Source organism: Nonomuraea sp. NPDC003201 (assembly GCF_053590415.1).
In genome coordinates this window covers 1-22,991 of record NZ_JBSFTC010000180.1, presented here as the reverse complement: position 1 = coordinate 22,991, position 22,991 = coordinate 1, and the positions used below count along the sequence as shown (strand labels likewise).

At 71.5% G+C, this 22,991-nt stretch carries 23 protein-coding genes; 11 read left to right on the top strand and 12 right to left on the bottom strand.

What is annotated here, in order from left to right; genetic code table 11:
• The coding region (locus ACWDX9_RS40590; RefSeq protein WP_449964119.1) for a response regulator transcription factor at positions 1–195 on the top strand (195 nt) is incomplete at its 5' end.
• Here ACWDX9_RS40590 and ACWDX9_RS40585 read toward each other — a convergent pair.
• A complete protein-coding gene (locus tag ACWDX9_RS40585; RefSeq protein ID WP_449964116.1) occupies positions 172–642 on the bottom strand; it encodes a GNAT family N-acetyltransferase in 471 nt (156 codons plus the stop codon). The genes ACWDX9_RS40590 and ACWDX9_RS40585 overlap by 24 nt on opposite strands.
• Before the next feature lie 154 nt (positions 643–796).
• Between ACWDX9_RS40585 and ACWDX9_RS40580 the strand changes: the two genes are divergently transcribed.
• The 5 genes from ACWDX9_RS40580 (at position 797) to ACWDX9_RS40560 (ending at position 6,543) form a co-directional block, all read left to right on the top strand.
• On the top strand, positions 797–1,810 hold the full coding sequence (locus ACWDX9_RS40580; protein WP_449964114.1) for a LacI family DNA-binding transcriptional regulator: 1,014 nt from the start codon (positions 797–799) through the stop codon (positions 1,808–1,810).
• A 77-nt stretch (positions 1,811–1,887) separates the two neighbouring features.
• A complete protein-coding gene (locus ACWDX9_RS40575) occupies positions 1,888–3,774 on the top strand; it encodes a DUF2264 domain-containing protein (protein WP_449964111.1) in 1,887 nt (628 codons plus the stop codon).
• Positions 3,775–3,922: 148 nt separating this feature from the next.
• Positions 3,923–4,393 carry a MarR family winged helix-turn-helix transcriptional regulator gene (locus tag ACWDX9_RS40570; protein ID WP_449964109.1) on the top strand — a complete coding sequence of 157 codons (471 nt, stop codon included), beginning with the start codon at positions 3,923–3,925 and terminating at the stop codon, positions 4,391–4,393.
• 87 nt (positions 4,394–4,480) lie between these two features.
• Positions 4,481–5,578, top strand: coding sequence for an NAD(P)/FAD-dependent oxidoreductase (locus ACWDX9_RS40565; protein ID WP_449964106.1), 1,098 nt, complete (start codon positions 4,481–4,483; stop codon positions 5,576–5,578).
• Between the two features lie 56 nt (positions 5,579–5,634).
• Positions 5,635–6,543 carry an LLM class flavin-dependent oxidoreductase gene (locus tag ACWDX9_RS40560; RefSeq protein ID WP_449964103.1) on the top strand — a complete coding sequence of 303 codons (909 nt, stop codon included), beginning with the start codon at positions 5,635–5,637 and terminating at the stop codon, positions 6,541–6,543.
• Here the strand turns inward: ACWDX9_RS40560 and ACWDX9_RS40555 are convergent.
• The 3 genes from ACWDX9_RS40555 to ACWDX9_RS40545 form a co-directional block, all read right to left on the bottom strand.
• Entirely contained in the window at positions 6,530–7,039 is a 510-nt protein-coding gene (locus tag ACWDX9_RS40555; RefSeq protein WP_449964100.1) for a hypothetical protein, read from the bottom strand. The genes ACWDX9_RS40560 and ACWDX9_RS40555 overlap by 14 nt on opposite strands.
• A gap of 272 nt (positions 7,040–7,311) precedes the next feature.
• Positions 7,312–7,839 (bottom strand): hypothetical protein, encoded by a 528-nt coding sequence (locus tag ACWDX9_RS40550; protein WP_449964098.1) that lies wholly within the window; start codon positions 7,837–7,839, stop codon positions 7,312–7,314.
• A gap of 92 nt (positions 7,840–7,931) precedes the next feature.
• Positions 7,932–8,657 (bottom strand): LuxR C-terminal-related transcriptional regulator, encoded by a 726-nt coding sequence (locus tag ACWDX9_RS40545; protein WP_449964095.1) that lies wholly within the window; start codon positions 8,655–8,657, stop codon positions 7,932–7,934.
• A gap of 139 nt (positions 8,658–8,796) precedes the next feature.
• Between ACWDX9_RS40545 and ACWDX9_RS40540 the strand changes: the two genes are divergently transcribed.
• Both ACWDX9_RS40540 and ACWDX9_RS40535 read left to right on the top strand, forming a co-directional pair.
• A complete protein-coding gene (locus tag ACWDX9_RS40540) occupies positions 8,797–10,647 on the top strand; it encodes a hypothetical protein (protein ID WP_449964092.1) in 1,851 nt (616 codons plus the stop codon).
• Between the two features lie 138 nt (positions 10,648–10,785).
• On the top strand, positions 10,786–11,427 hold the full coding sequence (locus ACWDX9_RS40535; protein ID WP_449904612.1) for a class I SAM-dependent methyltransferase: 642 nt from the start codon (positions 10,786–10,788) through the stop codon (positions 11,425–11,427).
• A gap of 6 nt (positions 11,428–11,433) precedes the next feature.
• On the opposite strand, the gene ACWDX9_RS40530 is transcribed toward ACWDX9_RS40535, so the two are convergent.
• Positions 11,434–12,414 carry a C40 family peptidase gene (locus ACWDX9_RS40530; protein ID WP_449964089.1) on the bottom strand — a complete coding sequence of 327 codons (981 nt, stop codon included), beginning with the start codon at positions 12,412–12,414 and terminating at the stop codon, positions 11,434–11,436.
• Between the two features lie 298 nt (positions 12,415–12,712).
• On the opposite strand from ACWDX9_RS40530, the gene ACWDX9_RS40525 reads away from it, so the two are divergent.
• Positions 12,713–13,111 (top strand): hypothetical protein, encoded by a 399-nt coding sequence (locus ACWDX9_RS40525; RefSeq protein WP_449964086.1) that lies wholly within the window; start codon positions 12,713–12,715, stop codon positions 13,109–13,111.
• Positions 13,112–13,202: 91 nt separating this feature from the next.
• On the top strand, positions 13,203–13,820 hold the full coding sequence (locus tag ACWDX9_RS40520) for a DUF305 domain-containing protein (protein ID WP_449964083.1): 618 nt from the start codon (positions 13,203–13,205) through the stop codon (positions 13,818–13,820).
• Between the two features lie 48 nt (positions 13,821–13,868).
• Here the strand turns inward: ACWDX9_RS40520 and ACWDX9_RS40515 are convergent, their stop codons facing one another.
• The 7 genes from ACWDX9_RS40515 to ACWDX9_RS40485 all read right to left on the bottom strand — a co-directional run bounded on the left by ACWDX9_RS40515 (position 13,869) and on the right by ACWDX9_RS40485 (position 18,972).
• Positions 13,869–14,282 (bottom strand): hypothetical protein, encoded by a 414-nt coding sequence (locus tag ACWDX9_RS40515; RefSeq protein WP_449964080.1) that lies wholly within the window; start codon positions 14,280–14,282, stop codon positions 13,869–13,871.
• A gap of 172 nt (positions 14,283–14,454) precedes the next feature.
• On the bottom strand, positions 14,455–14,853 hold the full coding sequence (locus ACWDX9_RS40510; RefSeq protein ID WP_449964078.1) for a hypothetical protein: 399 nt from the start codon (positions 14,851–14,853) through the stop codon (positions 14,455–14,457).
• A 380-nt stretch (positions 14,854–15,233) separates the two neighbouring features.
• Positions 15,234–15,683, bottom strand: coding sequence for a nitroreductase family deazaflavin-dependent oxidoreductase (locus ACWDX9_RS40505; protein WP_449964075.1), 450 nt, complete (start codon positions 15,681–15,683; stop codon positions 15,234–15,236).
• Between the two features lie 154 nt (positions 15,684–15,837).
• Positions 15,838–16,701, bottom strand: a complete 864-nt coding sequence (locus ACWDX9_RS40500; RefSeq protein WP_449964073.1) for an NBR1-Ig-like domain-containing protein — start codon at positions 16,699–16,701, stop codon at positions 15,838–15,840.
• A gap of 253 nt (positions 16,702–16,954) precedes the next feature.
• Positions 16,955–17,431 carry a hypothetical protein gene (locus ACWDX9_RS40495; protein ID WP_449964070.1) on the bottom strand — a complete coding sequence of 159 codons (477 nt, stop codon included), beginning with the start codon at positions 17,429–17,431 and terminating at the stop codon, positions 16,955–16,957.
• A 135-nt stretch (positions 17,432–17,566) separates the two neighbouring features.
• On the bottom strand, positions 17,567–18,088 hold the full coding sequence (locus tag ACWDX9_RS40490) for a hypothetical protein (RefSeq protein WP_449964067.1): 522 nt from the start codon (positions 18,086–18,088) through the stop codon (positions 17,567–17,569).
• 248 nt (positions 18,089–18,336) lie between these two features.
• The gene (locus ACWDX9_RS40485; protein WP_449964064.1) at positions 18,337–18,972 is read right to left on the bottom strand and encodes a toll/interleukin-1 receptor domain-containing protein; all 636 of its coding nucleotides are present in this window, start codon (positions 18,970–18,972) and stop codon (positions 18,337–18,339) included.
• A gap of 276 nt (positions 18,973–19,248) precedes the next feature.
• On the opposite strand from ACWDX9_RS40485, the gene ACWDX9_RS40480 reads away from it, so the two are divergent.
• Entirely contained in the window at positions 19,249–22,965 is a 3,717-nt protein-coding gene (locus ACWDX9_RS40480; RefSeq protein ID WP_449964062.1) for an nSTAND1 domain-containing NTPase, read from the top strand.
• The last annotated feature ends 26 nt before the right edge of the window (positions 22,966–22,991 follow it).

Here is a 22,991-nt window from a genome sequence, read left to right as displayed (position 1 = left end):
ACCGGCCTGGCCGCGCCGCAGCTGACCGCCAGGCAGCGGCAGATCGCGCAGCTGGCCGCCTCGGGCCTGAGCAACCAGGACATCGCCGACCGGCTGGTGCTCTCCCGCCGGACGGTCGCGAACACGCTCGTGCAGGTCTACGAGCGGACCGGGCTGAACAGCCGGGCCGAGCTAGCCGACCTGCTCTTCACCTGACCGGGCCAGGTGCGGCGGGCTCACGTAGTGGTACACCAGCGCCGGCTCACCGGCCGCGTTGAGCCAGCGGGCGCGGCCGCTGCCGACCCTGCGCCAGCCGGACCGCTCGTAGAACGCTATGGCGGCCGTCCCCTCGGAGGAGACCTCCAGCTTGAGAGGGGTTTCGACGGCGGCGCGAACGGTGTCGAGGAGCCGGGCGGCCAGGCCGCTCCCGCGGGCGGCGGGGGTGACGAACAGGCGGGTGACCTCCATGTCCCGGGTGAGCGCCACGTGGCCGAGCACCGCCTCCGCCTCGACGGCTATCCACGCCCCGATCAGGCCGTCCGGCGTCAGCCAGCCGGCCGGGTCGCGCGGCCAGTCCACGGGGTAGCGGTCGCTGGCCTGGACCTCGGCGAGGGCCTTCGTGCAGGCGTCCAGGTCGTCGGGGGTTCTGTCGCGGATCTCCACGCGGGCCAGCCTACGAGGCCCTGGGGCGGACGCCGCGCCGGAACCGCGGTCGTGCGATATCGTTAAACCGCTTTAACAGCGGGGATAAGGGGGATGGATGCCTCGCCGGGCCGTTCCTGAGGATGGTCGGCCTCGTCCCTCGACGATCCGGGACGTGGCCAAGCACGCCGGTGTGTCGGTGGCGACCGTGTCGCGGATCCTGTCGGGCTCGTACCCGAGCGCTCCCGCCACCCGGAGCAAGGTGATGCGGGCGGTCCGGGAGCTCGACTACGTGGCCAACGCGCACGCGCGCGGGCTGGCGGGAGCGCGGCCGAAGAGCGTGGCGATCGTGGTGAACTCGGTGGTGTCCCCGCATTACGCGCATGTGGCGCAGGGCGTGCAGGACCAGGCGGTGCGCGAGGGCCGGCTGTGCATCGTGGGCACGACGGGCGGGGACGCCGAGCGGGAGCTGGCCATGGTGCGGCTGCTGCGGGAGGAGCACGCCGAGGCGGTGATCCTGGTCGGCAACATGCCGATCGACGACGCCTACCGGGAGCGGATGGCGGACTACGCGCGGGCGCTGGCGGTGGCGGGGTCGCGGCTGGTGCTGTGCGGGCGTCCGGCGCTGGGGGAGGAGGTGCCGGCCATCGTGGTGGAGTACGACAACACCGGTGGCGCCCATGCGATCACCAGTCATCTGCTCTCGGCCGGTCACCGGCGGATCCTGTTCCTCGGGCGGCGGGCCGGTTACACGACGCCGGAGAGCCGGATCGCGGGCTATCGGGCGGCGCTGGCCGCGCACCGGGTGGCGCATGACCCCGGGCTCGAGGTGGACAGCGTGGTGATGGACCGGCGCGACGGCCACCGCATGATGCGGGAGCGGCTGGAGGCGGGGCCGCGTGACTTCACCGCGGTGTTCGCCGGGAACGATCTGCTGGCGGCCGGGGCCCGGGCGGCGCTGCGGGAGCGCGGCCTGCGGGTGCCGGACGACGTGTCGCTGGTCGGTTTCGACGACCTTCCGCCGGCCGACGACATCGATCTGACCACCGTGCACGTGCCGCACGAGGAGCTGGGCCGGACCGCTGTGCGGCTGGCTCTGGACACCGACACGGCCGGGGCGAGCCGGCACGTGATGCTCGGCACGCACATCATCGTGCGTGACTCCGTCCGCCCTCTTCTGCAGGTCTGAGGCGGAGTTAAACCGTTTACAGGGACGGTGCCAATCCGTCGAAGGTCTGCCCAGGTGGATGCCGTAGTATCCGGTTCATGCCCTCCCCCCTGCGCCTCCCGCCTGCCGACCCGCGGCTGTCCGATTTCACCGGCTGGACCCGTGCCCACTGGGAGAGCGTGGCGGACCACCTGCTCGACTCCGTGGTGCCGTACGCCACGGACGGCTTCGCCCAATACCGCCTCCCTGGACGGGCGAGCCGGTCGGGCACCGTCAGCGACGGGCTGGAAGGGTTCGCCCGTACGTTCCTGCTCGCGGCCTTCCGCATCGCCGGGGCGGGCGGCGACGTCCCGCCCGCCCTGCTGGAGCGCTACGCGGCGGGGCTGGTGGCCGGCACCGACCCCGCGCACCCGTACGCCTGGCCGCCCCTGACGGACATGTCGCAGCCGCTCGTGGAGGCCGCCTCCATCGCGCTCGCGCTGCACGAGACCCGGCCCTGGCTGTTCGACCGGCTGTCACCGGAGCAGCGGGAACGGGTGGTGGCCTGGCTGGCCGGGTTCGTCGGGCGGCGCACGCCGGACAACAACTGGGTGCTGTTCCAGGTCGTCGTGGAGCAGTTCCTCGCCGAGGTGGGCGGGCCGCACGACCCCGGCGAGATCGCCGGCGGGCTGGAGCGGATCGAGGAGTGGTACGTCGGCGACGGCTGGTACTCCGACGGCAAGGGCAAGAACTTCGACTACTACTCCGGCTGGGCGATGCACCTGTATCCGTCGCTGTGGGCGCGGATGGCCGGCGACACCGCCCGCGGGCGGCTCTACGCGGACCGCCTGAGCCGGTTCCTGGAGCACTACCAGCACCTGTTCGCCGCCGACGGCGGGCCGGTGCACCAGGGGCGGTCCCTGATCTACCGGTTCGCGACGGTCGCGCCGCTCTGGCTGGGCGCGCTGACCGGCGCCTCGCCCCTGCCTCCTGGGCGGACCAGGCGGATCGCGAGCGGCGTGCTGCGCCACTTCGTCGAACGCGGCGCCCCCGACGAGCGCGGCCTGCTCACCTGCGGCTGGTACGACGCCTTCCCGCCCGGCACCCAGGACTACTCCGGCCCCGCCTCGCCGTACTGGGCCAGCAAGGCCTTCCTCGGCCTGCTGCTGCCGCCCGGTCACCCGGCCTGGACGGACGCCGAGGCGGCCGCGCCGGTCGACCTCGCCGACCAGGTCGTGGCGATGTCCCCGCCGGGCTGGCTGCTGCACGCCACCCGCGAGGACGGCGTCGTCCGGCTGGTCAACCACGGCAGCGACCGCGACCGCGTCCAGGACCCCGCGGGGCCGCCGGACCCGCACTACCTGAGGCTCGCCTACACCAGCCACACCGGCCCCGACATCGGCGAGCAGGCGGTCGACGGGCAGCTCGCCGTCGTCTCACCGCAGGGGGCGCCCTCCCGTCGGCGCCGCATCGAACCCCTCGCCGTGGGGGAGCGCTTCGCCGCCTCGGCGTACCAGGACGGGCCCGTCCGCGTGGTGACCGCCTCCGTGGTCGACGGCGCGGCCGAGATCCGGATCCACCAGGTCACGGCGCCCGCAGGACACCAGGTACGCGACGGCGGCCACGCGGTGGCCGGTCCTCGGCCGCCCGAGGCCCGGCCCGGGGACACCTGGGCGCTGGCCCGGCGCGCGGACGGACTGACCAGCGTGGTGCGCGGGCTGCACGGCTACACGGGGGCGGGTGTGGCGAGCGGGCACGGCGTGAACGCCTTCGGAGCGCACTCCGCCACGCCGTACCTGATCCGCGACGCCCACCCGGGCGGGACCGCCGTGTACGTCAGCCTGGTCCTGCTCACGGCGGCCGAACGGGAGCCGGCGATGCCGGAGGTGCGGGTGAACGGGGACGAGGTCACCCTGCGTCCCCCCGCCGGGGACCCGATCACGGTCCGCCTCGGCGATATGAACAGCATCGTCGTACCGGACGCTCGAGGCGTGGACGTCGGCTGACGGCAGGACCACGGCGGGGGTGTGGGAGTGCCACGCCCGGCACGTTCACCGCCGTACGCGACCAAGACCTACGTGACCACCCGCCTCTGACCCGAAGGGGTAGTTCGTCCTACGAATTGTCAGGGCATTTGAATGTTACCCTGAACGCGTGGAAAAGCATGATGAGGAGCGGATCGGGGTGGTGGCCGCGCTGGTGCGGTCCACGTTCCTGACGAACGCCGTGTACGCCGAGTCCGCCAGGGAATATGGCCTCACCTCGCAACAGGGGCAGTTGTTGTGCGTGCTGATGGCGCAGCCGTACGGCATGAGCGAGCTGGGCGCGATGCTGGGGCTGGCCAAGTCCAGCCTCACCGGCCTGGTGGACCGCACCGAGCGCAACGGCCTGGTCCAGCGCAGACCGGACCCGCACGACTCGCGCGCGCTGCGGATCGCGCTGACCAGGAAGGGTTCCGAGCTCGCCGCGGAGTTCTACACGGAGACCTGCGGGCGGATCGAGAACCTGACGACGGGCCTCGCCGCCGCCGACCGTGACACGCTCGCCGACCTGCTCGGCCGGGTCGTGCAGGACAACAAGGTCCCCGTGGTCTTCCTGGAGCCCGGCGAGGGGGCCCACTCGTAAAGCCAACCCCGGGTTGCAGTTCGTGTAGCGAACTAATATGGTTCGTAGTGCGAACTCAACCTATTCTGTTGATCGGGGCGTGCCATCATGAGTCGTAAAGTTGTGGTCGTCGGCGGCGGTTACGGGGGTTCGGCGCTGGCCAAGGCGCTGGATGCCGAGGCCGATGTAGAGGTCGTCCTCGTCGATCCCCGGGACGCGTTCTTCAACACGGCCGGGTCGCTGCGGTCGGTGACCCGGCCGGAGTGGGGGAGCAACATGTTCTTCCCCTACAGCGGGTTCCTGACCCGGGGCACCGTGATCCGCGACCGTGCGGTCTCCGTGGATCCCGGCGGCGTCACCCTGGCCTCGGGGCAGCGGGTCGAGGCCGACTACCTGGTCCTGGCCACGGGCTCCAGCTACACCTACCCGGCCAAGCCCGTCGCCGACTCCACCGAGCAGGTCCTGGACGACCTCCGCGCGACCCACAAGGAGCTGGCCGGCGCCGAACACGTGCTGATCCTGGGCGCCGGCCCGGTCGGTCTGGAGCTGGCCGGGGAGATCAAGGAGGTCTGGGCGCACAAGCGCGTGACCGTGGTCGACCCGGCCGGGCAACTCCTGCCGGCGTTCGAGCCGGAGCTGCGTCAGGACCTGCACCGCCAGCTCGGCGAGCTCGGCATCGACCTGCGGCTGGGCACCCACCTGACCGCGCCGCCGGCGACCGAGCCCGGCCGGGCCGGGACCTTCACCGTCACCACCGCCGGCGGGGAGGAGATCACCGCCGACATCTGGTTCCGCGCCCACGGCGTGCGCGTCAACAGCGACTACCTCGCCGACGGCCGGCTCACCACCCGCACCCCGCAAGGGCAGGTGCGGGTCACCGGGACGCTCAACGTCCACGGGTACGACCACGTCTACGCGATCGGCGACCTCACCGACGTCCCCGAGGCCAAGATGGCCGGGTACGCGATGCAGCACGCCGAGGTGGTCGCGGGCAACATCCTCGCCCAGTTGCGCGGCGAGCGGCCCACCGCCGCCTACCGGCCCCTGCCCCACCCCATGATCCTGCTCCCGCTCGGACCGCGCGGCGGCGTCGGCCAGCTGCCCGGCCCCGACGGCCCGGCCGTCGTCCCGGCCGAGACGGTGTCGGCGTACAAGGGCGCCGACCTGTTCACCGGCCGCTTCACCGAGCAGTTCGGCACCGCCTGACGGGCCTCCCGGCCGCGGCAGGTGTGATCATGAAATTCGAAAGGAAAGGCAGAACCTTGTCCGGACACGACGTCGTCTTCGGCTTCGGCGCGCACAGCGGCGTCGACGAGGCGCCGGAGCTGCTGCGCATGGCCCAGCAGGCCGACCGCGACGGTCTCGACCTCCTGTCGCTGTCGGACCACCCCTACATCGGCAGGCGCCTGGACGCGTACGCCGCCCTCGGGTTCATCCTGGGGAGTACGCGGCACATCGCCGGCCTCGTCAACGTCACCAACCTGCCGACCCGCCCCGCTCCCATGCTGGCCAGGACCGTCACGTCGCTGTCGGCGCTGTCGCAGGGCCGCGTCGTGCTGGGCATGGGCGCGGGCGGGCTGTGGGACCGGATCGCCGACATGGGCGTGCCCCGGCTGTCGCCGGGCGCCGCCGTGGACGCCTTCGAGGAGGCGATCGTCCTGGTCAAGAAGCTGTCGGGCGGCGGCCCGCCGGTCACCTACGAGGGCCGCCACTACCAGGTGCGCCAGATCGAGCCGGCTCCCGTCGCGGCGCCCCCGGTGTGGACGGGATCGAACGGCGCGAAATCCCTGGCCGCCACCGGCAGGGTGGCCGACGGCTGGCTCCCCGGCCACGCGGCGGACTGGCTCAGCGAGCGCTACCGGACCTCGCGGCCGATCATCGACGAGGCGGCGGCGGCCGCGGGCCGGGATCCGCGCGAGATCCGTACGATCTACAACTTCCCGGGCCGCATCACCGACCGGCCGCTGCCCGCCACCCGTGACGGCGACGGCCGCTGGATCGGCGGCTCCGTCGGCCAGTGGGTCGAGGAACTGACCGGGGCCGTGCTGGAGCACGACGCGTCGGGCTTCATCCTCTTCTCGGCCGATCACGGCGTGGCCGACCTCGTCACTCTCGGCCGCTGGGCCGGGGAGATCGTCCCGGCCGTGCGCGAGGCGATCAAGTCCTCCTGAGGCGGCGCGTCAGCCGTACGCCCGGGAAGAACGTGAGGGCGTAACCCGCGAAGAGCAGGTCCACCACGAAGAACGCCCCCAGGGCCCAGAGGTCGTGGCTTCCCGGGGCGTGGACCTTGCCGCCGTCGTGGCCCGCGTACAGGGCCGGAGCCTGGTCACCGGCGGACAGCTCGTCCTCGTCGCGGCCGTGGATCCAGGCGTCGGCAAGGCGCAGGCCGCCGTCGTCCGAGCGGAACGATCCATGCCACGAGCAGCTGCCGTACATGGAGCATTCGAGATGTTCGGCGGTGAACGTCCCCGTGGTGCCCTCGCCGCGCGCCGCCCGGATCTCCGGCGCCGCCGCGAGCACGGCGAAGTACGCGCTCACCACGGCCAGCGCCAGCATGCCGAGGCCATAGAGCTCGACGACGCCGAGCCGGAGCCCGCCCCCACGGGCCCCCGCCTTCGCCCTGCGCGTCTTCCCGGCTGATCCGCCGGGCCCCCGTCCGTCCCGCAACGCCCACCTCCCGGTCGGGTGTGTGCTTCCCCCATCAGCATGCACCCGCCGGGAGGGCGGAGGTGGCTCAGCCGAGCAGCTCGGAGCCGGAACTTCACCGGCGCGGCGGCTTCTCCGACACCTCCTTTCTGCGTGAAGACCGACGCGGCTTTATTCGCCCGGTCGCGAACCCCATGTGATTTCCCCGGTAACCGGGGCGCAAGGGCTCGCACGAAACGGCAGGCATCCGCACGGATCAGCACACATTTCATAAAGGCGCGGCATTGCGCGGGCTAGGCCGTTCGCGCCGTCACGCTGCGCCAGCCGAAGGCGACGGCGCCGGTCAGGAGCGCCACCCCGGACAGCACGCCGCTGACGAGCGGCACCCAGGCGACCGCGCCCGTCGGGGCCAGGAGCAGGCCGGCGACGCCGAGCACGGTGAGGACCACGCCGGGTACGGCGATGCCCCGGTCCTTCCAGATCGGCGCCAGGGCGATGAAGTGCACGCCGACCACGAACGCGACCCAGGCCACGTTGGCCTGCGCGGGGAGCCCCCAGGCGGCCAGCACCCGGAGCCCGCCGAAGAGCAGGAGCGCCTCGGCGGCGACGACGATCAGGTAACCACGGCCGAACATGTTCCGCCGCGGTCCCCCGCCGGTGTGCTCTCTCCGGGCCGCGACGAACCACATGGCGATCACACTCGCGGCCGCCAGGCAGACGGCCGCCCGCAGGACGTTCACGGTCAAGGTGTTCAGCGGGCTCTGCGCGTTGACGACGACGAAGACCGCGCCGAAGACCGCGCCGACCAGCAATCCAGTCATACGTTGCATGACGTTCATTGAACTGCGCGCCGGATCCCGCCCACAGGGGGGCTGGGACGAGGACGGGGTAGTCCTGGCCCTACCCCGCCGCCCTACCCCGCTGCACCGCGCAGGTAGGCGAGCACGGCCAGCACCCGCCGGTTGTCGTCGGCGGTCGCGGGCAGTTCGAGCTTGGCGAACACACCGGCCACGTGCTTGCCGACGGCCGCCTCGGTGATCGACAGGGCACGGGCGACGGCGCTGTTGGAGCGCCCTTCGGCGATCAGCGCGAGCACCTCGCGCTCCCGCTGGGTCAGCCGGTGCGCGGGCTCGGTGGTCTCCCTGGCCCTGGCCCAGGTCTGCTCGAACAGGTCGATGAGGATGGCGATCAGGCTCTGCTGCCTGATCACGAGAGCCCCCGGCGAGTGGGGAACGGGGGTGATCCGGACGAACGCCACCGCGCGGTCGAAGACGAGCAGTTGCTGGATCGGCTCGTCGATGACCCGGTGCAGGTCGCCGGTGGCGTGCAGCTCCCTGATCCGGGCCGCTTTGCGGGGGTCGTCCAGGACGCTCGCGTGGACGATCGTGCGCATCGTCATGCCGCGCCGCAGGGCGTCCAGCACGCGGAGCCGGCTCTTCTGCTCCTCGCGGCCGTGCTCCGGCGAGCCCACCGGGTGCATGGCGCGCAGTTCGCGGGCCGTGGCGGCGGCCTGCGCGATCTGCTCCCGGACGAGCTCGTTGTCCTCCACCCGCTCGACGTCGACGGGGATGCCGCGTAGCTCGCCCACCACCTCCTCCAGCCGCTGGGCAAGCTGGGCCAACGCCACGCTCTCGTTCACACGCCCCCTCATCCCTATTGGGACATTCTGTCCGATCCTTTGGCGGCACTTGTGGCGGAGGTTACAAGAGAGGTCCAAGTGAGTCCCAAGACGGGCCGGGGAGCATGGTCCCTCTTCTGTGGAAAGAAAGGGACCCCCGATGAGAAGGACAGCGTTGCTGCTGGGTGCCGCGCTGCTCAGCAGTCTGCTGGCCGCCCCTCCGGCGCTCGCCGCCCCCGCCGTCAGGACGGCCGCGCCTGCGGCCAGGACGGCCGCCCCCGCGGTCAGGACGGCCAAGGTCAAGGCGAGCCCCGCCAAGCAGTCCGGCGCCTGCCCCACCACGGTCGGCTTCTCCGCCGTGGTCGCGGCCAAGGGCCGGGGAACCGTGCGTTACCGCTGGGTACGCGGTGACGGCAGCAAGGGCGCCATCAAGAGCTTCCGCGTCAACGGCACGCGCAAGGTGGTCGTGACCGACCGCCAGACGTTCGACCGGACCACTTCCGGCTGGCAGGCCGTGGAGATCCTCGGCAGGAAGGGGCTGTCGGCCAAGGGCCGCTTCAGCGTCGCGTGCGCGGGCCCCGCCGTGGTGTGGGACGGCGCCCACCCGCTGCCCGCCGAGCCCGGCAGGCCGCTGGTCGCCGCGGCCGACGTCGAGGCGAGCCCGGCGACCCACCGCGGCGCCTGCCCCACGACGGTGGTGTTCACGGGCACCGTCCAGGTGTCGCGCACGCCCGCCAAGGTCGACTACCAGTGGATCGACAGCAGCGCGGGGGAGGGGCGGCCCGAGTCGCTGTACTTCGCGGCGGGCGGGCCCCGTACCCGGCAGGTGACGCTGCCGCTGTCCGTGGGCAGCTCCACCGGCGGCTGGAAGGCCATCCGCATCCTCAACGCCGGCGGCCGCGACTCCGGACGCGCCACCTACCAGGTGACCTGCTCCAGCACGCCCACGACGCCTCCGCCGACCTCGCCTCCGCCGACGACGCCGCCTCCTACGACACCTCCGCCCACCTCGCCTCCGCCGACGTCACCGCCTCCCACGACGCCGCCGCCCGCGCAGAAGCCGGTGCCGCAGATCGTCGACGTCACCCCCGGCGACTACGAGGGCAGCTGCCTGGAACCCGTCTCGTACCAGGCCACCGGACGCATCTCGCTCCCGGCCGGCCCGGCGCGCAAGGTCACGTACTGGTGGATCCTCGACGGCGTCAAGTGGACGCCGCAGACCGTCGACTTCCCCGCCGGCGACGAGCCCCGCACCCGTGACGTGTCCGCCACCTGGAGCCTCGACTCCGGCCGGAACGGCACCCACACGCTCGGCCTCGCGACCGAGGGCGGCCCCGGCGAGCCTGCCGAGCGCGAGTTCTCCTTCACCTGCGTCGACGAGGGCGGCGACGCCAAGCTGACCGCCGAGTACATGTTGACCTCCCACTTCACCGGCCAGTGCGACGGCTCGTTCACCCTGCGGGCGGACGCCATGGTCGTGACGGACCGCGAGGCCGACATCAAGTACCGCCTGGTCGTCGACGGCAAGCCGGGCACGCTCAGGACCGCCAAGCTCAAGCCCGGTGTACGGAGCAGGATCGGCGACTTCTGGTACAGCAACGCCAGGTCCAGCGGCTCCGGCGTGGTCCGCCTGGAAGTCCTGAACCACAACAAGCCCGCCAAGCAGGAGCCCTACACCTGGACCTGCACGCAGCCCGACCCGTCGCCGGGCACGGTGCAGATCACCGAGATCGAGTCGGTCGGCTACTACGGGGACTGCGTCGCCGACCCGTACCTGACGGCCTTCGGCGAGTTCAAGGCGCCGGAGGGCACGGAGGTCAGCTACCACTGGGTCATCGACGGCCAGGCCGGGGAGACCTTCACCCACAAGATGCCGGAGAGCGGGGTCCTCGGCATCCAGGCGTTCAGCTGGAGCCGGCCGGCCAGGACCGACGGCACGATCAAGATCGAGGTCCTGAACCACAACAAGCCGACGGCGCAGACCACCTACCCCATCCGCTGCGAGAAATGACGACCCGTGCGTGCCGTCGTCCCGGCGACGGCACGCACACCGACCGCGCCGACCGGGGCCCGCGAGTCGGTAGCAGGCCGTTTTCGCCCGCCATGAGCCAGTCTGGAAGACGGTAGCCCGCTAACAAAGGTGATCGTCGTGACTGACCTGTCCGGATTTCAGCATCCCCGCCTGGCCCGCGTGTACGTCCAGGCCTCCGCCGCCGCGGACCTGCGCGGCGGGCGGGAGCACCGGCAACGGCTCCTGGACGGGCTCGAGGGCCGGGTGATCGAGATCGGCGCCGGCAACGGCCGCAACTTCGCCCACTATCCCAAGACGGTCAGCGAAGTCGTCGCGGTCGAACCGGAGGACACCCTGCGCCGCTTCGCCGAGGCCGAGGCCGCCTCGGCGCCCGTGCCCGTGCGGGTCGTGGCCGGCCACGCCGAGGCTCTGCCGGGCGAGGCCGAGGCTTTCGACGCCGCGGTGGTCTCGCTCGTGCTGTGCAGCGTGCCCTCGCCACCGGCGGCGCTGGCCGAGATCGCCCGGGTGCTCAGGCCGGGCGGGGAGCTGCGCTTCTACGAGCACGTACGATCGTCCAACCCGGCGCTCGGCCTGCTCCAGGACGCGATCACCCCGGTGTGGCGGCGCATGGCCGGAAGATGCAGTCCCAACCGCGACACGCTCGCCGCGATCCGGCGGGCGGGCTTCGCCGTGGACGAGGTCGAGCGGTTCGCCTTCGCGCCGCAGCCGCCCATCCCCGCCCTCGCGCACGTCCTCGGGCGGGCTCACCGGACCACGTAGAGCCGGTCAGGGGCGGACCGCGCCGAGCAGGCGGGTGCGCCAGTAGTCGTCCAGATCGACGACCTTGATGACGTCCCCGGTCTGCGGCGCGTGCACCATCTTCCCGTTCCCGGCGTACATGCCCATGTGCCCCAGCCCCTTGCTGAAGAGCAGGTCCCCGGGCTGCAACGCGTTCAGGGGGACGCGGCGGGCGGAGCCCCAGCTCCACTGGGTCCAGGTCGTACGGGGCAGCTCGACCCCGGCCTGCCGCCAGGCGGCCTGGGTCAGGCCGGAGCAGTCGTAGGAGCCCGGTCCCGTGCCGCCGAACCGGTACGGCTTGCCCACCTGGGCGAAGGCGAACTGCAGCGCCAGGCGGGCATTGCCGGAGGCCGGACCCGTGTACTTGATGCCGGCGCTGTTGGGGTCGCCGGTCTTGAAGGCGCCCAGTCTGCGCAGCAATTTGGTCTGTTCGGCGATCAGTTTCTCGATCTTGGACTTCTCGTCGCTGACCTTGTCGCGCGCGGTGTCGGACTCGGCCAGGGTGGTCTTGGCGTCGTTGCGCCGGTCGCGCAGCTCCTTGGTGGCCGCCTCGTAGGCGCGGACCTTGGCCGCCCGGGACTCGGCCATCTCCCGGAAGGAGGCCATGCTGTTCAGGATCGCCGTGGGATCGGCCTGGCCGGCGAGCCCCTCCCACCCCCTGATCGGGCCGAACTGGTAGTCGTTGACGGCCAGCCGGACGAGGTCGTCGCGCAGGGAACTGGCTCGGGCGTCCTTGAGGCGGAGCTCGGTGTTGAGCGTGTCGTACTTCTTCTTGGCCTTCTTGTACGCCTCCGTGGCCTGGTTGTACCGCTCGACCACCTGGTCGGCCTGCTCGTTCAGCTTCACGAGCTTGGCTCTGGCCTTGGCCGGCGACGGCTCGGCCACGGCGGCGCCGGGAGTGACGGCCAGTGCGACCAGGGACAGGGCCGCGGCCGCCGCTGTTCGTCCAAGCCTTGTCGGCAGGGCCACTACGACGCCTCCTCGTAAATCTCCAGAACCTGGGGCGAAATAGTACAGAAGTGAAAGGGCTGTCTGGCCTGTTTGCGGCATCGAGCATCCGGAACGGCGGGTACTACCTGCGCTAGGGGGCGATCAGGCCGGTCCAAGAGGAGATACGCGCGCCGCGCCTCCGGCGTTCAACGGGAGACTCATGGTGTTGGGACGTCTATTACTATGGCTTGTAGTTGTTCTGTTGCCCGGGTGAGCAGTGACGCCGCTGGCTATCCTGGCGCGAATACTAAGGTCGGCAGCTGTGAGGGGGGAGCGCGTGGCACGGCGGTTGCTCCTGCCCGGCCTCCCCTGGCTGCTGCCCCTGCTGATCGCGTTCGGCGTGGCCGGCATGCACACGCTGGGGCATCTCGGCTCTCACCATGGTGGCGCCGCCGTTCAAGGCTCGCACGTTCACGCCTCTCCCGTGGAGTCTTTCGGGATGGACCGGGGTGAGGTCGCGATCTGCTCGCGGGACGCGGCCGGGTTCGATCCGAGCGACGTGTGCCTGGCCGTGCTCACCTCGGTCATCGCGCTTCTGATCGCGGTCGTCTGGGCCGCGACGCTCTACTGGCGTGCGGGGATGGGCGGCTGGGGGTCCCCGGCGCGTACGGCGGCCAGAGCGCCGCCGCGCCGCCTGGCGCCGAACCCCGCAGTGCTCTCGGTGATGCGCATATAGGCCGAAATATCGGCGGACGGGCTGAAAGGCCGGTTCGCGATGACGGCCTGCGTACCTCCATCACCGAAGGAAAAACACCATGTTCACGAATATGAGGATCTCGGCTGCCACCGCGGCGGCCGGAGCCGTGCTCGCGCTGGTCGCCGGCTGCGGCGGCACCGACAGCGGCTCGATGGGGCCGGACATGGCCGGCATGTCCAGCAGCGCACCCGCCGCGACGACGGCGAGCGCCTCGCCCACGGCGGCGTTCAACGACGCGGACGTGATGTTCGCGCAGATGATGATCCCGCACCACCAGCAGGCGGTCGAGATGGCCGACCTGGCCGCGACCAGGGCCGCCGACAAGGAGGTCAAGGAGCTGGCCGCGAAGATCAAGGCCGCTCAGGACCCGGAGATCCAGACCATGCAGGGCTGGCTCACGGCGTGGGGCAAGCCGATGCCGTCCGAAGGCATGGACCACGGGATGGGCCATGACATGCCCGGCATGATGTCCGAGGACGACATGAAGAAGCTGGAGACGGCCAAGGGCGGCGCGTTCGACCGGCAGTTCGCCAAGCTGATGATCGCTCATCACGAGGGCGCGATCCAGATGGCGCGTACCGAGCAGACGCAGGGCTCCAACGCCGAGGCCAAGGAGCTGGCCAAGACCATCGAGACCGCCCAGCAGGCCGAGGTCGCCCAGCTGCGGGAGATCCTCGACCGCCTCTAGGAGCCGGTGGCCCGCCGCACGGCGCGGCGGGCCCCCAGGGCCCACCGGTTACCGCTTCTGAGCGACGGCGGCGCGCAGGTGGGTCAGGGCCTCCTGGGCACGCTTCCGTCTCTGCTCCTCGGTTCCCGGGTCGGCCGGCTGGTACTGACGGCCCAGGTACTCCGTGAGCACGACCGCGAAGGCCGTCACGACCTTGTCGGGGTCGTGGACGCCGTTGCCGAGGGCGTACTGGCAGATCATCCGGAGCGACAGCGCGCTCAGGTCCTTCTGCAACTCGACCGGTCCCTCGCCGGCCTGTTTCGCCCACCGGTCCACCAGCCGGCCGGCGAGCGCGGTCAAGCCGGGGAAGTGGGCCTCGTGGGAGCGGCGACCGGCCAGTACGGACAGGACCGCGCGGCGCCATGGCGTGTGCTCGTCCGCGGGCAGGGTCTGCAGGTTGCCGGCCTCGCACAGCGGGGCCACGAACTCGAACAGCTCCTCCGGCCGCTTGTTGACCCCGGCGGTGGCCTCGAGCAGTGGCTGCTTGGCAAGGTGCCGAGCACCCGCCGCAGCCTTCGATGGCCGTCACCGTCGCGGGTCCGACCCGGTCACCCGCATGTGGAGGAGCCACAATGTCCAGGACGAAGGCCGAGGCTCACAGCGGCAGCTCCAGCGTGACGGTCGTTCCGTTGCCGACCGATGAGGCGATGTCATACCGCCCTCCCAACGCGGCGGCCCGGGCGTGCAGCTTGCTCCGGTCGATGACCTCGTGCGAGCCGAGCCCCGGCCCGTCGTCGCAGACGGTCAGCATCAACGTGACCCCCGCGGTCAGCGCCATCGAGACGTACGTGGCCTGCTCGACGGCCGAGAACGCGTCGACCAGCACCGCGAAGGCGAGGAGGGCCGCTTCGTGGGGAACCGCACCCTCCGGCAGGGCCCACACCTCCACCGGAATCCTCGCCTGCTTGCCCCAATCGGCCACGAACGCCTTCACCGACTCCCGCAGGCCCGTGACAGGCGATGGCCCAATGATCACATCCGGTATCACGGTCATGACACCCCCTCCTTACGGCACCAGGGTCGTGGAGGGGTCTTGGAGCCACATGGTGATGGGATGAGAGTCCCATGAATCGTGTCAGCGTCCTGCGGCCGGCCGGCTTGCGACGTCCTCTGGCAGGAGTGGGGCCGAAGCCGCCAGGCACGTCGCAAAGGCGGACCCGCCGCAGGGCTGAGCTGCGGCGGATGGTGGTGGCGTCCAGCCGCGTGACTTCGCCGCGCGTACGCCGGCTGTTGCTCGGCCTCCTCGACGTCACCGACCCAGCCGCGCGAGGCGGCAAGAGAGAATTCCTTCGCGCCGGAGAAGCACCACAGGACGCACAGGGCGCCCGGCAGACGCGGACCCCATACGTCCCGTGGAGCCAGACTTCCGCGCGGTCAGTCGCTGTCCAGCGGCTCCAGCACAAACACCGGGATCTCCCGGTCCGTCTTCTTCTGGTAGTCGGTGTACGGCGGATACGCCGCCACCGCACGCTCCCACCACTCGGCCTTCTCCGCGCCAGTCACCTCACGGGCCTTCATGTCCTGCTTGGCAGGGCCGTCCTGAAGTTCCACATGGGGATGGGCCTTGACGTTGAAGTACCAGACGGGGTGCTCGGGAGCGCCGCCCTGCGAGGCGACCACGGCGTATCGGCCCTCGTGCTCCACGCGCATCAGCGGCGTCTTACGGATCTTGCTGCTCTTGGCACCCAGAGTGGTCAGCAATATGACGGGCATTCCCGTATCCAGCAGAGTCGTGCCCTTGGTGCCGCCGGAGCTCTCGTACAGCTCCACTTGCTCGCGCACCCACTGCGCCGGGCTGGGTTCGTACTCACCCACAAGAGGCATGGCGTCCATCCCTTGGTCGGCCAACTCACGTTCAGGACGCTCCAACACCCGGCCGGTGCGTTTTCATCCACGCCTCAGTCTCGGTTGCCAGGTGCTGGGGGTGTGCGCTTCGACGCGATCATCCAGCCGCTTGCGTCCCGGATGTCGGAGCTGATCAGCCGACGACCACGTCCAGGAAGATCGGCTTCTTGGCGGACAGTAACTGGGTCCCGGTCTCGTCGGTCATCTTCCAGTAGATCTTGCATCTCCCGGGGGAGTCCGATGCGCGGACGCGTACCGCGATGTCGACGGGCTCGCCCGGCTGGACCGGGCGGATCTCGACCCGTTTGGGGGCGCGGCACGGGGTGTCGTTCAGCCGGGTGAGATAGCGTCCGCGCCACGGGATGGTGCCGGTGTTCCTGATCCGCCAGATCTTCGTGAACTCCGTCCCCGTTTTCACCACCGTGCCGTCCGGATGGGTGACGTCCTGTTCGAAGGCGGAATCGTCGTAGGTGGAGGCGGCCTCCGCCGGGGTGTTCGGCGCGGTGGGCCCGTCCTTTCCGGAGAGCGGGGCGAACCAGGTGAAGAGAGCGGCACCGGCGGCGGCAGCGGCGGTCGCGACCGCCGCGATCATGGCCGGCCTCCTGGCAAGGGGAGGCCGGGTTCGGCGTTCGGGATGCTCCGCCATCCGGACCTCTGTCTCGATGTGCCCGGCACGGGCCTCGGCGGGTCCGGCGCGGGTCTCGTCGTGACCCGTACGACCCTCGGTGGTCTCGCTACGTACGGCGGCGCTCGCGGCCCGCTCCCAGTGGGCTCGCCACTCGCGCCTGGCCTCCTCGGCGTCCTGCCCCAACCGGTCGACGGCGAGGACCCGGACGAACTCCCACGTCGTCTCCCAGGTCGGCAGGACCTGCCCCCGGGCGGCGGCCGCCAGCGAGGACTTCGAGGCCGCCGCGCCCATACGGGTCGACATCTCCGCGAAGGACGGGTCGCCCGCCTCCGCCTTGAGCTCCCACAGGCGGTACGCGAGGGCGGCCACCGGGCCCGCGGCCGGTTCAGGCCGGACCGGCTTTCGACCGGGCCGCGCTACCCTGCCTGTCCACTGCGGGTCAGGCTCGTCTTCCTGCGAGCCTGACGTCCCCGGTAATTCCGGCATCTTCACCTGCCCTGTCCGGCGCCGTCATCCGGCCGTGCCGACGACCTCGGCATGGCCTGTGACGCCTGAGAGCAAATGAGATTACCTGAATTGTCCGAATACGTCCGGAATTCTGCGGGTTACCTGGACGCCGTGGTCATTCGCCTGCGCATGCCCGGAAGCCGTACCCCGCCGCGAAGGATCGCAATGCCTTCTCGTTCTCGTCCGGTTCCAAGGACTGTTCCACCGCCTTCTTCGCCTCGCCCTCCCTGCCCGCGCGCATCGCCGCCTCCGCGCGTCCGCTGAGTTCGCGCAGGCTCGCGGCCAGCGCCCTGGCGGGCACGAAGAACCCATTTCGCACCCGCGGGACGTCACCATCGGGCGGCGCGATCGCTTCTATCGCGGCGATGGTGCCGGTCATCGACTCCGACGCGCGGCGCAGCTCGTCCACCTCCTCGCGCAGGTTGGCAGGTGGCTCCTCGCGGAGATCCGACTGCCGGGACGCTTCCTCACACACCGCGTCCACGGCGGCGATGTATTGCCTTTTGGCGTCCTCGTACGGTTCCTCCTCCGCCACCGAGACCGTCGCCCACAGCACCAAGGCAAGAGCCGGCACGACCCCGCCGACGATCACGCGCCACGCCGGGACATGCCTTCTCTCACGCGATCTCATCCGCCGCTCACTCCTTCGGAAGAAAACGCCCTTGGCGCTCGCGCGAGCGCCAAGGGCCGAAGTCCGGCCGAGCTACGTCCCCGTCCCAGCTCGGGATCAACACCGGATCCGGCGCTCCTGCGACCGCTTGTACAGGGTGGCCACTTCGCTGCCGCGCAGGACAGAGTAGAGATGCACCTTCGTCTGGTTGCGGTAGAGCTGACTGCCGCCGGAGCACTTCCACGAAGGGGTCGTCGTCACGGTGAACGCCGCCCTTCCCTTCTTCACCTCCGAGGTGGCCTTCGTCCGCCAGAAACCCAGCCCGCGATACTGCTGGAGGCTCGTCTTGACCACGGCCCGCCGGCCCCACTCGCCCTTCTCGCAGTGGACCTGCCTGCTGGTCGTGATGTAGGCGCCGGTCCTGTACGGGGTCTTTATCCGCTGCCACCCCTTGCAGCGGTCGTGGTACCCGATCCCCAGGTAGGACTTCGCCGACCAGCCCGGCGCCAGGACGGCCGAGCTGTCCGAGGCGGCGGTGGCGCCCAGCCCCGCCTGCGCCGACGCGGACGACCCCGCCATAAGCCCGGCCGTCAGCCCGATGACGAGAGCCGCTCCTGTAATCCCTTTTCGTCCGATCATCGGATCTCCTTTCAAAGAAATCCTCTGCACTTTCCGACTCGGGAGTCCCCGATCAACCGCGCACAGCGATTCAGCGGAATATCCGAACGCCTGCCAATGGCGCTGATACCGAACACTGGCGCCGGGAACGGCACCACTCTGACCGCCATACCCGGCACCGGCAAGCGATCTGCCCCGTCCAATCGTCCAGACATTGTCCAGAGCTATTAGGACAATCGAATCCGCAGGTCGGAACTTGCGACAGAGATTCAACGTACCGGCGGAATCTTTTCCCGGCTCCGCACGATCGGTGCCCACACCCAACCCGCCTCGGGGTGTCGCAGCAATTGCGGCACTCCAACAATTCGCAGGACGGCATGACTACGAGACCTGCTCCCGCTGACGATCTTCGTTATTCGCATAGTGTGGGATTGTCGTCCAGAGCATCGGTCATGGGGCGCCGGCAGAGGCCGCATGAACTCGGCGTCCAGCCCCCTGCCCACCTCGGCCGGCCGGCCCTCCTCCAGCCGGTCGGCCGCGTGCGCCCGGTGGATGCGCCGCAGGATCGCCGGCTCGTCCGCCCGGAGCGGCCCGCCGTCCCTGGCGTCGACGTACCAGGTGTGGGCCAGGTGGTAGGTGCGCCGGCCGTGCAGGAGGATCGGGATGAAGGGGCGGGCGTGCAGCTCGCCCTCGATGATCATGCGGGTGATGTCGTCGGAGTCCTGCGACGGCGGCGACATCAGCACGATCACGCCGACCGCGTGCCGCAGCCGCCGCCTGATCGCCCAGAACTGCAGGCCGCCCGGCTCCAGGCTGCCCAGCCACCACACCGGCAGGCCCGCGCCGCGAAGCCGCAGGACCAGCCGCGGCGCGTAGTCGTGGTCAGCACCGACGTGGCAGAGCACGAAGCCGTCCCGCTCGGGAGGGATCAGCGGGCGCGGCGGCGACGGCAGCGCAGCCTCGAGGTTCTCCCTGGCGGCGCCCTCGTGCTCCCGGCTGGGTTCCCGCCGGGCGAGGACGTCGACCAGTTCGTCCGCCTTCGCGTCGTAGTCCTCCCCCTTGATGCCTCTGAAGTCGCGCCAGAGCCGCCTTTGGTGGCCGGGGGAGCGGTCCGCGATTATCCGTACAAGTCCGAACGCAGCCGGTTACCATGACGGCGAGCCGGGCCTGAGGAGGCGCTCGTGCAGGAGCAGGCACTCATCACGACCCGCGAGGAGTTCGGCCAGGCGCTGACCCGGCTGCGCGAATCGGCCGGGGTGTCGGTGCGCCAGGTGGCGGCCAAGGTGGGGGCCGACATCGCCTCCAGCACGTTGGGCGACTGGTTCGCCGGGCGCGGCCTGCCCTCCCTGTCCTCCCGCGACCTGCTGGTCGAGGTCCTGCGGGTGTGCGGGGTGAGCGACGACGCGGCCGTCGAGCAGTGGCTCAACGCCTGGCACCGGGTACGCCGCGCGCCCGGCCGGCGGCCGGCGGGGCCGGAGCCGTACCGGGGGCTGGCGGTTTTCGAGACCGAGCACGCCGAGTGGTTCTTCGGCCGTGCGGCGCTGACCGGGCAGCTCGTCGCCCGCCTGACCGATCCGGGACTCCGGCTCGTGGTGGGCGCCTCGGGCTCGGGCAAGTCCTCGCTGCTGCGGGCGGGGGTGGTCCCCGCGCTGGGCCGGAGCGCCGCCGTGTTCACGCCGGGACCGCACCCGATGGACGCGCTGGCGCGGCAGCATGGCGAGGTGCTGATCGTGGACCAGTTCGAGGAGGTCTTCACGGTCTGCGAGGACCAGGACGAGCGTACGAGGTTCGTCGCGGCGCTGAGCGAGGCGGCGGAGCGGGCGGTGGTCGTGGCCGGCCTGCGCGCCGACTTCTACGGCCAGGCCATGCGCCACCCCGAGCTGCTCGCGGCGATGCGCTCCGGCCAGCTCGTGGTCGGCCCGATGTGCGAGGACGAACTGCGCGCCGCCGTCGTGGAGCCCGCCCGCAAGGCGGGCATAGAGATCGAGAACGGCCTGGTCGAGCTGCTGCTGCGCGAGGTCGCCCCGGCAGGCGCCGACGGCGAGGCGCACGAGGCCGGCACGCTGCCGCTGGTCTCCCACGCCCTGTACGCGATGTGGCGCGAGAGCCAGGGCAGGCGGCTGACCATCGCCGACTACCGCAAGGTCGGCGGCATCGGCAGGGCCGTGGCCGACAGCGCGGAGAAGGTCTACCTGGGCCTGAGCGAACACCGCCAGGAGCTGGCCAGGAGGCTGTTCCTGACGCTCGTCCACGTGGCGTCCGACACCGCCGCCACCCGCAGGAGCATGACGATCGCTGAGGTCCTCGCCGACCACGACCCCGCCGTGGCGGCCGAGGCGGAGGACGTGCTCGACGGCTTCGTGGCCGAGCGCCTGATCACCGTCGACCTCGACAAGGTGCAGATCAGCCATGAGGCCCTGCTCACCGCCTGGCCCCGGCTGGCCGGCTGGCTGGAGAGCGACCGGGCGGGGCTGGTCGTCGGCCGCGACCTGGCCGAGGCCGCGGCGCGGTGGGCCAAGGAAGGGGACGACCCCGGCGCGCTCTACCGCGGCTCGCGGCTGGCCGTGGCCCGCCTCTGGGCCGAGGGCGCCGGACCGCACGCCGCTCCGGGGCCGCAGGCCAGGCGGTTCCTGGCGGCGTCCGTCGAACGCCAGGAGGCGGAGGCCGCGGCACGGCGGCGCGGCACCCGGCGGCTGCGCCGGCTCGTGGCCGTGCTGGCGGCGCTGCTGCTGCTGACCACGATGGCGGTCGTGGTCGCGGTACGCGGCCAGCGCGACATCGGCGACCAGCGCAACGCGGCGCTGTCCGGCAAGGTCGCCAACGAGTCGGTCGCGCTGCGGGCGGGCAACCCGGCGCTGGCCGCGCAGCTCGCCCTGGCTGCCCAGCGGCTCACGCCGACCACCGAGTCACGTGGCGCGGTGCTCAGCACGCCGGCCAACCCGTACGCCAACGTGCTGACCGCCCACGCCGGCGCGGTCTACGCGGTGAACTACAGCCCCGACGGCAGGCGGCTGGCCACGGTGGCGCTCGACGGCACGCTGCGGATGTGGGACGTGACCGATCCGCTGCGCCCGGGCGCGCTGTCGTCGGTGGCGGGCGACGCCAAGGGCCTCGCCGCGGCCGCGTTCGCGCCGAATGGAGAGTTGGTGGCCACGGCCGGCAACGACAACACGGCCGACCTGTGGGACGTTCGCGACCCCCGGCACCCCGTGGCTCTGGCCACGATGGGCGGGCACAGCATGGGGATCATCGGGGTGGCCTTCAGCCCCGACGGGACGATGCTGGCGACCGCCTCCTACGATGCCACCACGCTGTTATGGAACGTTACGAATCCCAGCAAACCGTACCTGCAGAGCACGCTCAAAGGCGCTCCCAAGGAGCTGTCGGACGTCGCCTTCAGCCCGGACGGCAGGACGCTGGTCGTCACCGCCTTCTCCAACGACGTCATGCTCTGGGACGTCGGCGACCCGCGCCACCCCGAGCGCCTGCCCGACCTGCGCGGTCACACCGGGGCCGTGCTGGCGGCCGCCTTCCACGGCGACACCCTGGCCACGGGCGGCTTCGACAACACGGTACGGCTGTGGGACCTGCGCGATCCCCGGCACGGCAGGCCCCTGGCCACGCTCTCCGGGCACGAGGACGGCGTGGTCGCCATCGACTTCAGCCCCGACGGCCGCTCCCTGGCCACCGGCAGCTACGACCGCACGATCCGGCTGTGGGACCTGACCGATTTCAGCGCCGACCCGATCGTGATGACGGGGCACTCGAACACCGTCTACACCGTCCGCTACAGCCCCGACGGCCGCGTCCTCGCGTCCGGCGGGCGCGACGACACCGTACGCGTGTGGGACCTGGGCCGGCCCCTGCTCGGCGGCCACCGCGGCACGGTCTACGCGCTCGCCTACAGCCCCGACGGCCGCCTGCTCGCCACGGCCAGCCATCCGGTGATCAAGATCTGGGACGTGTCGGGCGATCCCCGCCCCCTGACCACGCTCACCGGGCACGACAACGGCGTCACCGCCGTCGCCTTCGCCCGCAACGGCACGCTCCTGGCCAGCACCGACCTGGACAGCTCGGTACGCCTGTGGGACCTCACCGATCCGGCCCGCCCCCGGCTCCTGTCCGAGACGGCGGCCGGCATCGGCAACATCTTCGCCGCGGCCATCAGCCCCGACGGCAGGAGCCTGGTGGTGGCGGGCGAGAAGTTCGACGTGTACGTCTGGGACATCTCCGACCCCGCGCATCCCGTACGCCGGGCCGTCGCCAAGGGCCACGAGGCCGCCGTCAACGCCGTGGCCTTCAGCCCCGACGGCCGGCTGCTGGCCACCGGCGGCGGCGACCGGACCATCCGCCTGTGGCGCACCGCCGACCTGGCCCCGCTCGGCGTCGCCACAGGCCACGGCGGCACGGTCTACTACCTCGCCTTCGACCACACGGGCACGCTGCTGGCCAGCGGCAGCGGCGACCGTACGGCCCGGCTCTGGAACGTGCGCTCCCTCGACCGGCCGATCGCCGTCCTGCGGGGCCACGCCGACAGCGTGCAGTCGGTGGCCTTCAGCCGCGACGGCCGCACGCTGGCCACCGCCAGTGACGACCGGACCGCGATGCTCTGGGACCTCGCCGACCCGGCCCGAGCGACCGCGCTGGCCACCCTGACCGGGCACCTCGGGCAGGTCAACAAGGCCGCCTTCAGCCCGGACGGCGCCACCCTGGCCACGGTGTCCGGCGACTCGACCGCCCGCCTGTGGCCGGTCGACCCCGGCGCCGCCGCCCGGCACATCTGCGTGCTGGCCTTTCCGCCGATCACCCCGGCGGAGTGGCGCCAGTATCTGCCCGACGTGCCCTACGACCCACCCTGCCCAGCGGACGCCGCCACCGGCCACGCCCCGGCGGGCTGACCCCCACCCGCCGCGCCGCCACGACC

Excerpts from the sequence above, each read along its gene's own strand:
- ACWDX9_RS40505 (WP_449964075.1), bottom strand. The coding sequence starts at position 15,683 with ATGCCTCTTGTGGGTGAGTACGAACCCAGCCCGGCGCAGTGGGTGCGC.
- ACWDX9_RS40565 (WP_449964106.1), top strand. The coding sequence starts at position 4,481 with ATGAGTCGTAAAGTTGTGGTCGTCGGCGGCGGTTACGGGGGTTCGGCG.
- ACWDX9_RS40510 (WP_449964078.1), bottom strand. The coding sequence starts at position 14,853 with ATGACCGTGATACCGGATGTGATCATTGGGCCATCGCCTGTCACGGGC.
- ACWDX9_RS40575 (WP_449964111.1), top strand. The coding sequence starts at position 1,888 with ATGCCCTCCCCCCTGCGCCTCCCGCCTGCCGACCCGCGGCTGTCCGAT.
- ACWDX9_RS40540 (WP_449964092.1), top strand. The coding sequence starts at position 8,797 with ATGAGAAGGACAGCGTTGCTGCTGGGTGCCGCGCTGCTCAGCAGTCTG.
- ACWDX9_RS40520 (WP_449964083.1), top strand. The coding sequence starts at position 13,203 with ATGAGGATCTCGGCTGCCACCGCGGCGGCCGGAGCCGTGCTCGCGCTG.
- ACWDX9_RS40490 (WP_449964067.1), bottom strand. The coding sequence starts at position 18,088 with ATGATCGGACGAAAAGGGATTACAGGAGCGGCTCTCGTCATCGGGCTG.
- ACWDX9_RS40550 (WP_449964098.1), bottom strand. The coding sequence starts at position 7,839 with ATGACTGGATTGCTGGTCGGCGCGGTCTTCGGCGCGGTCTTCGTCGTC.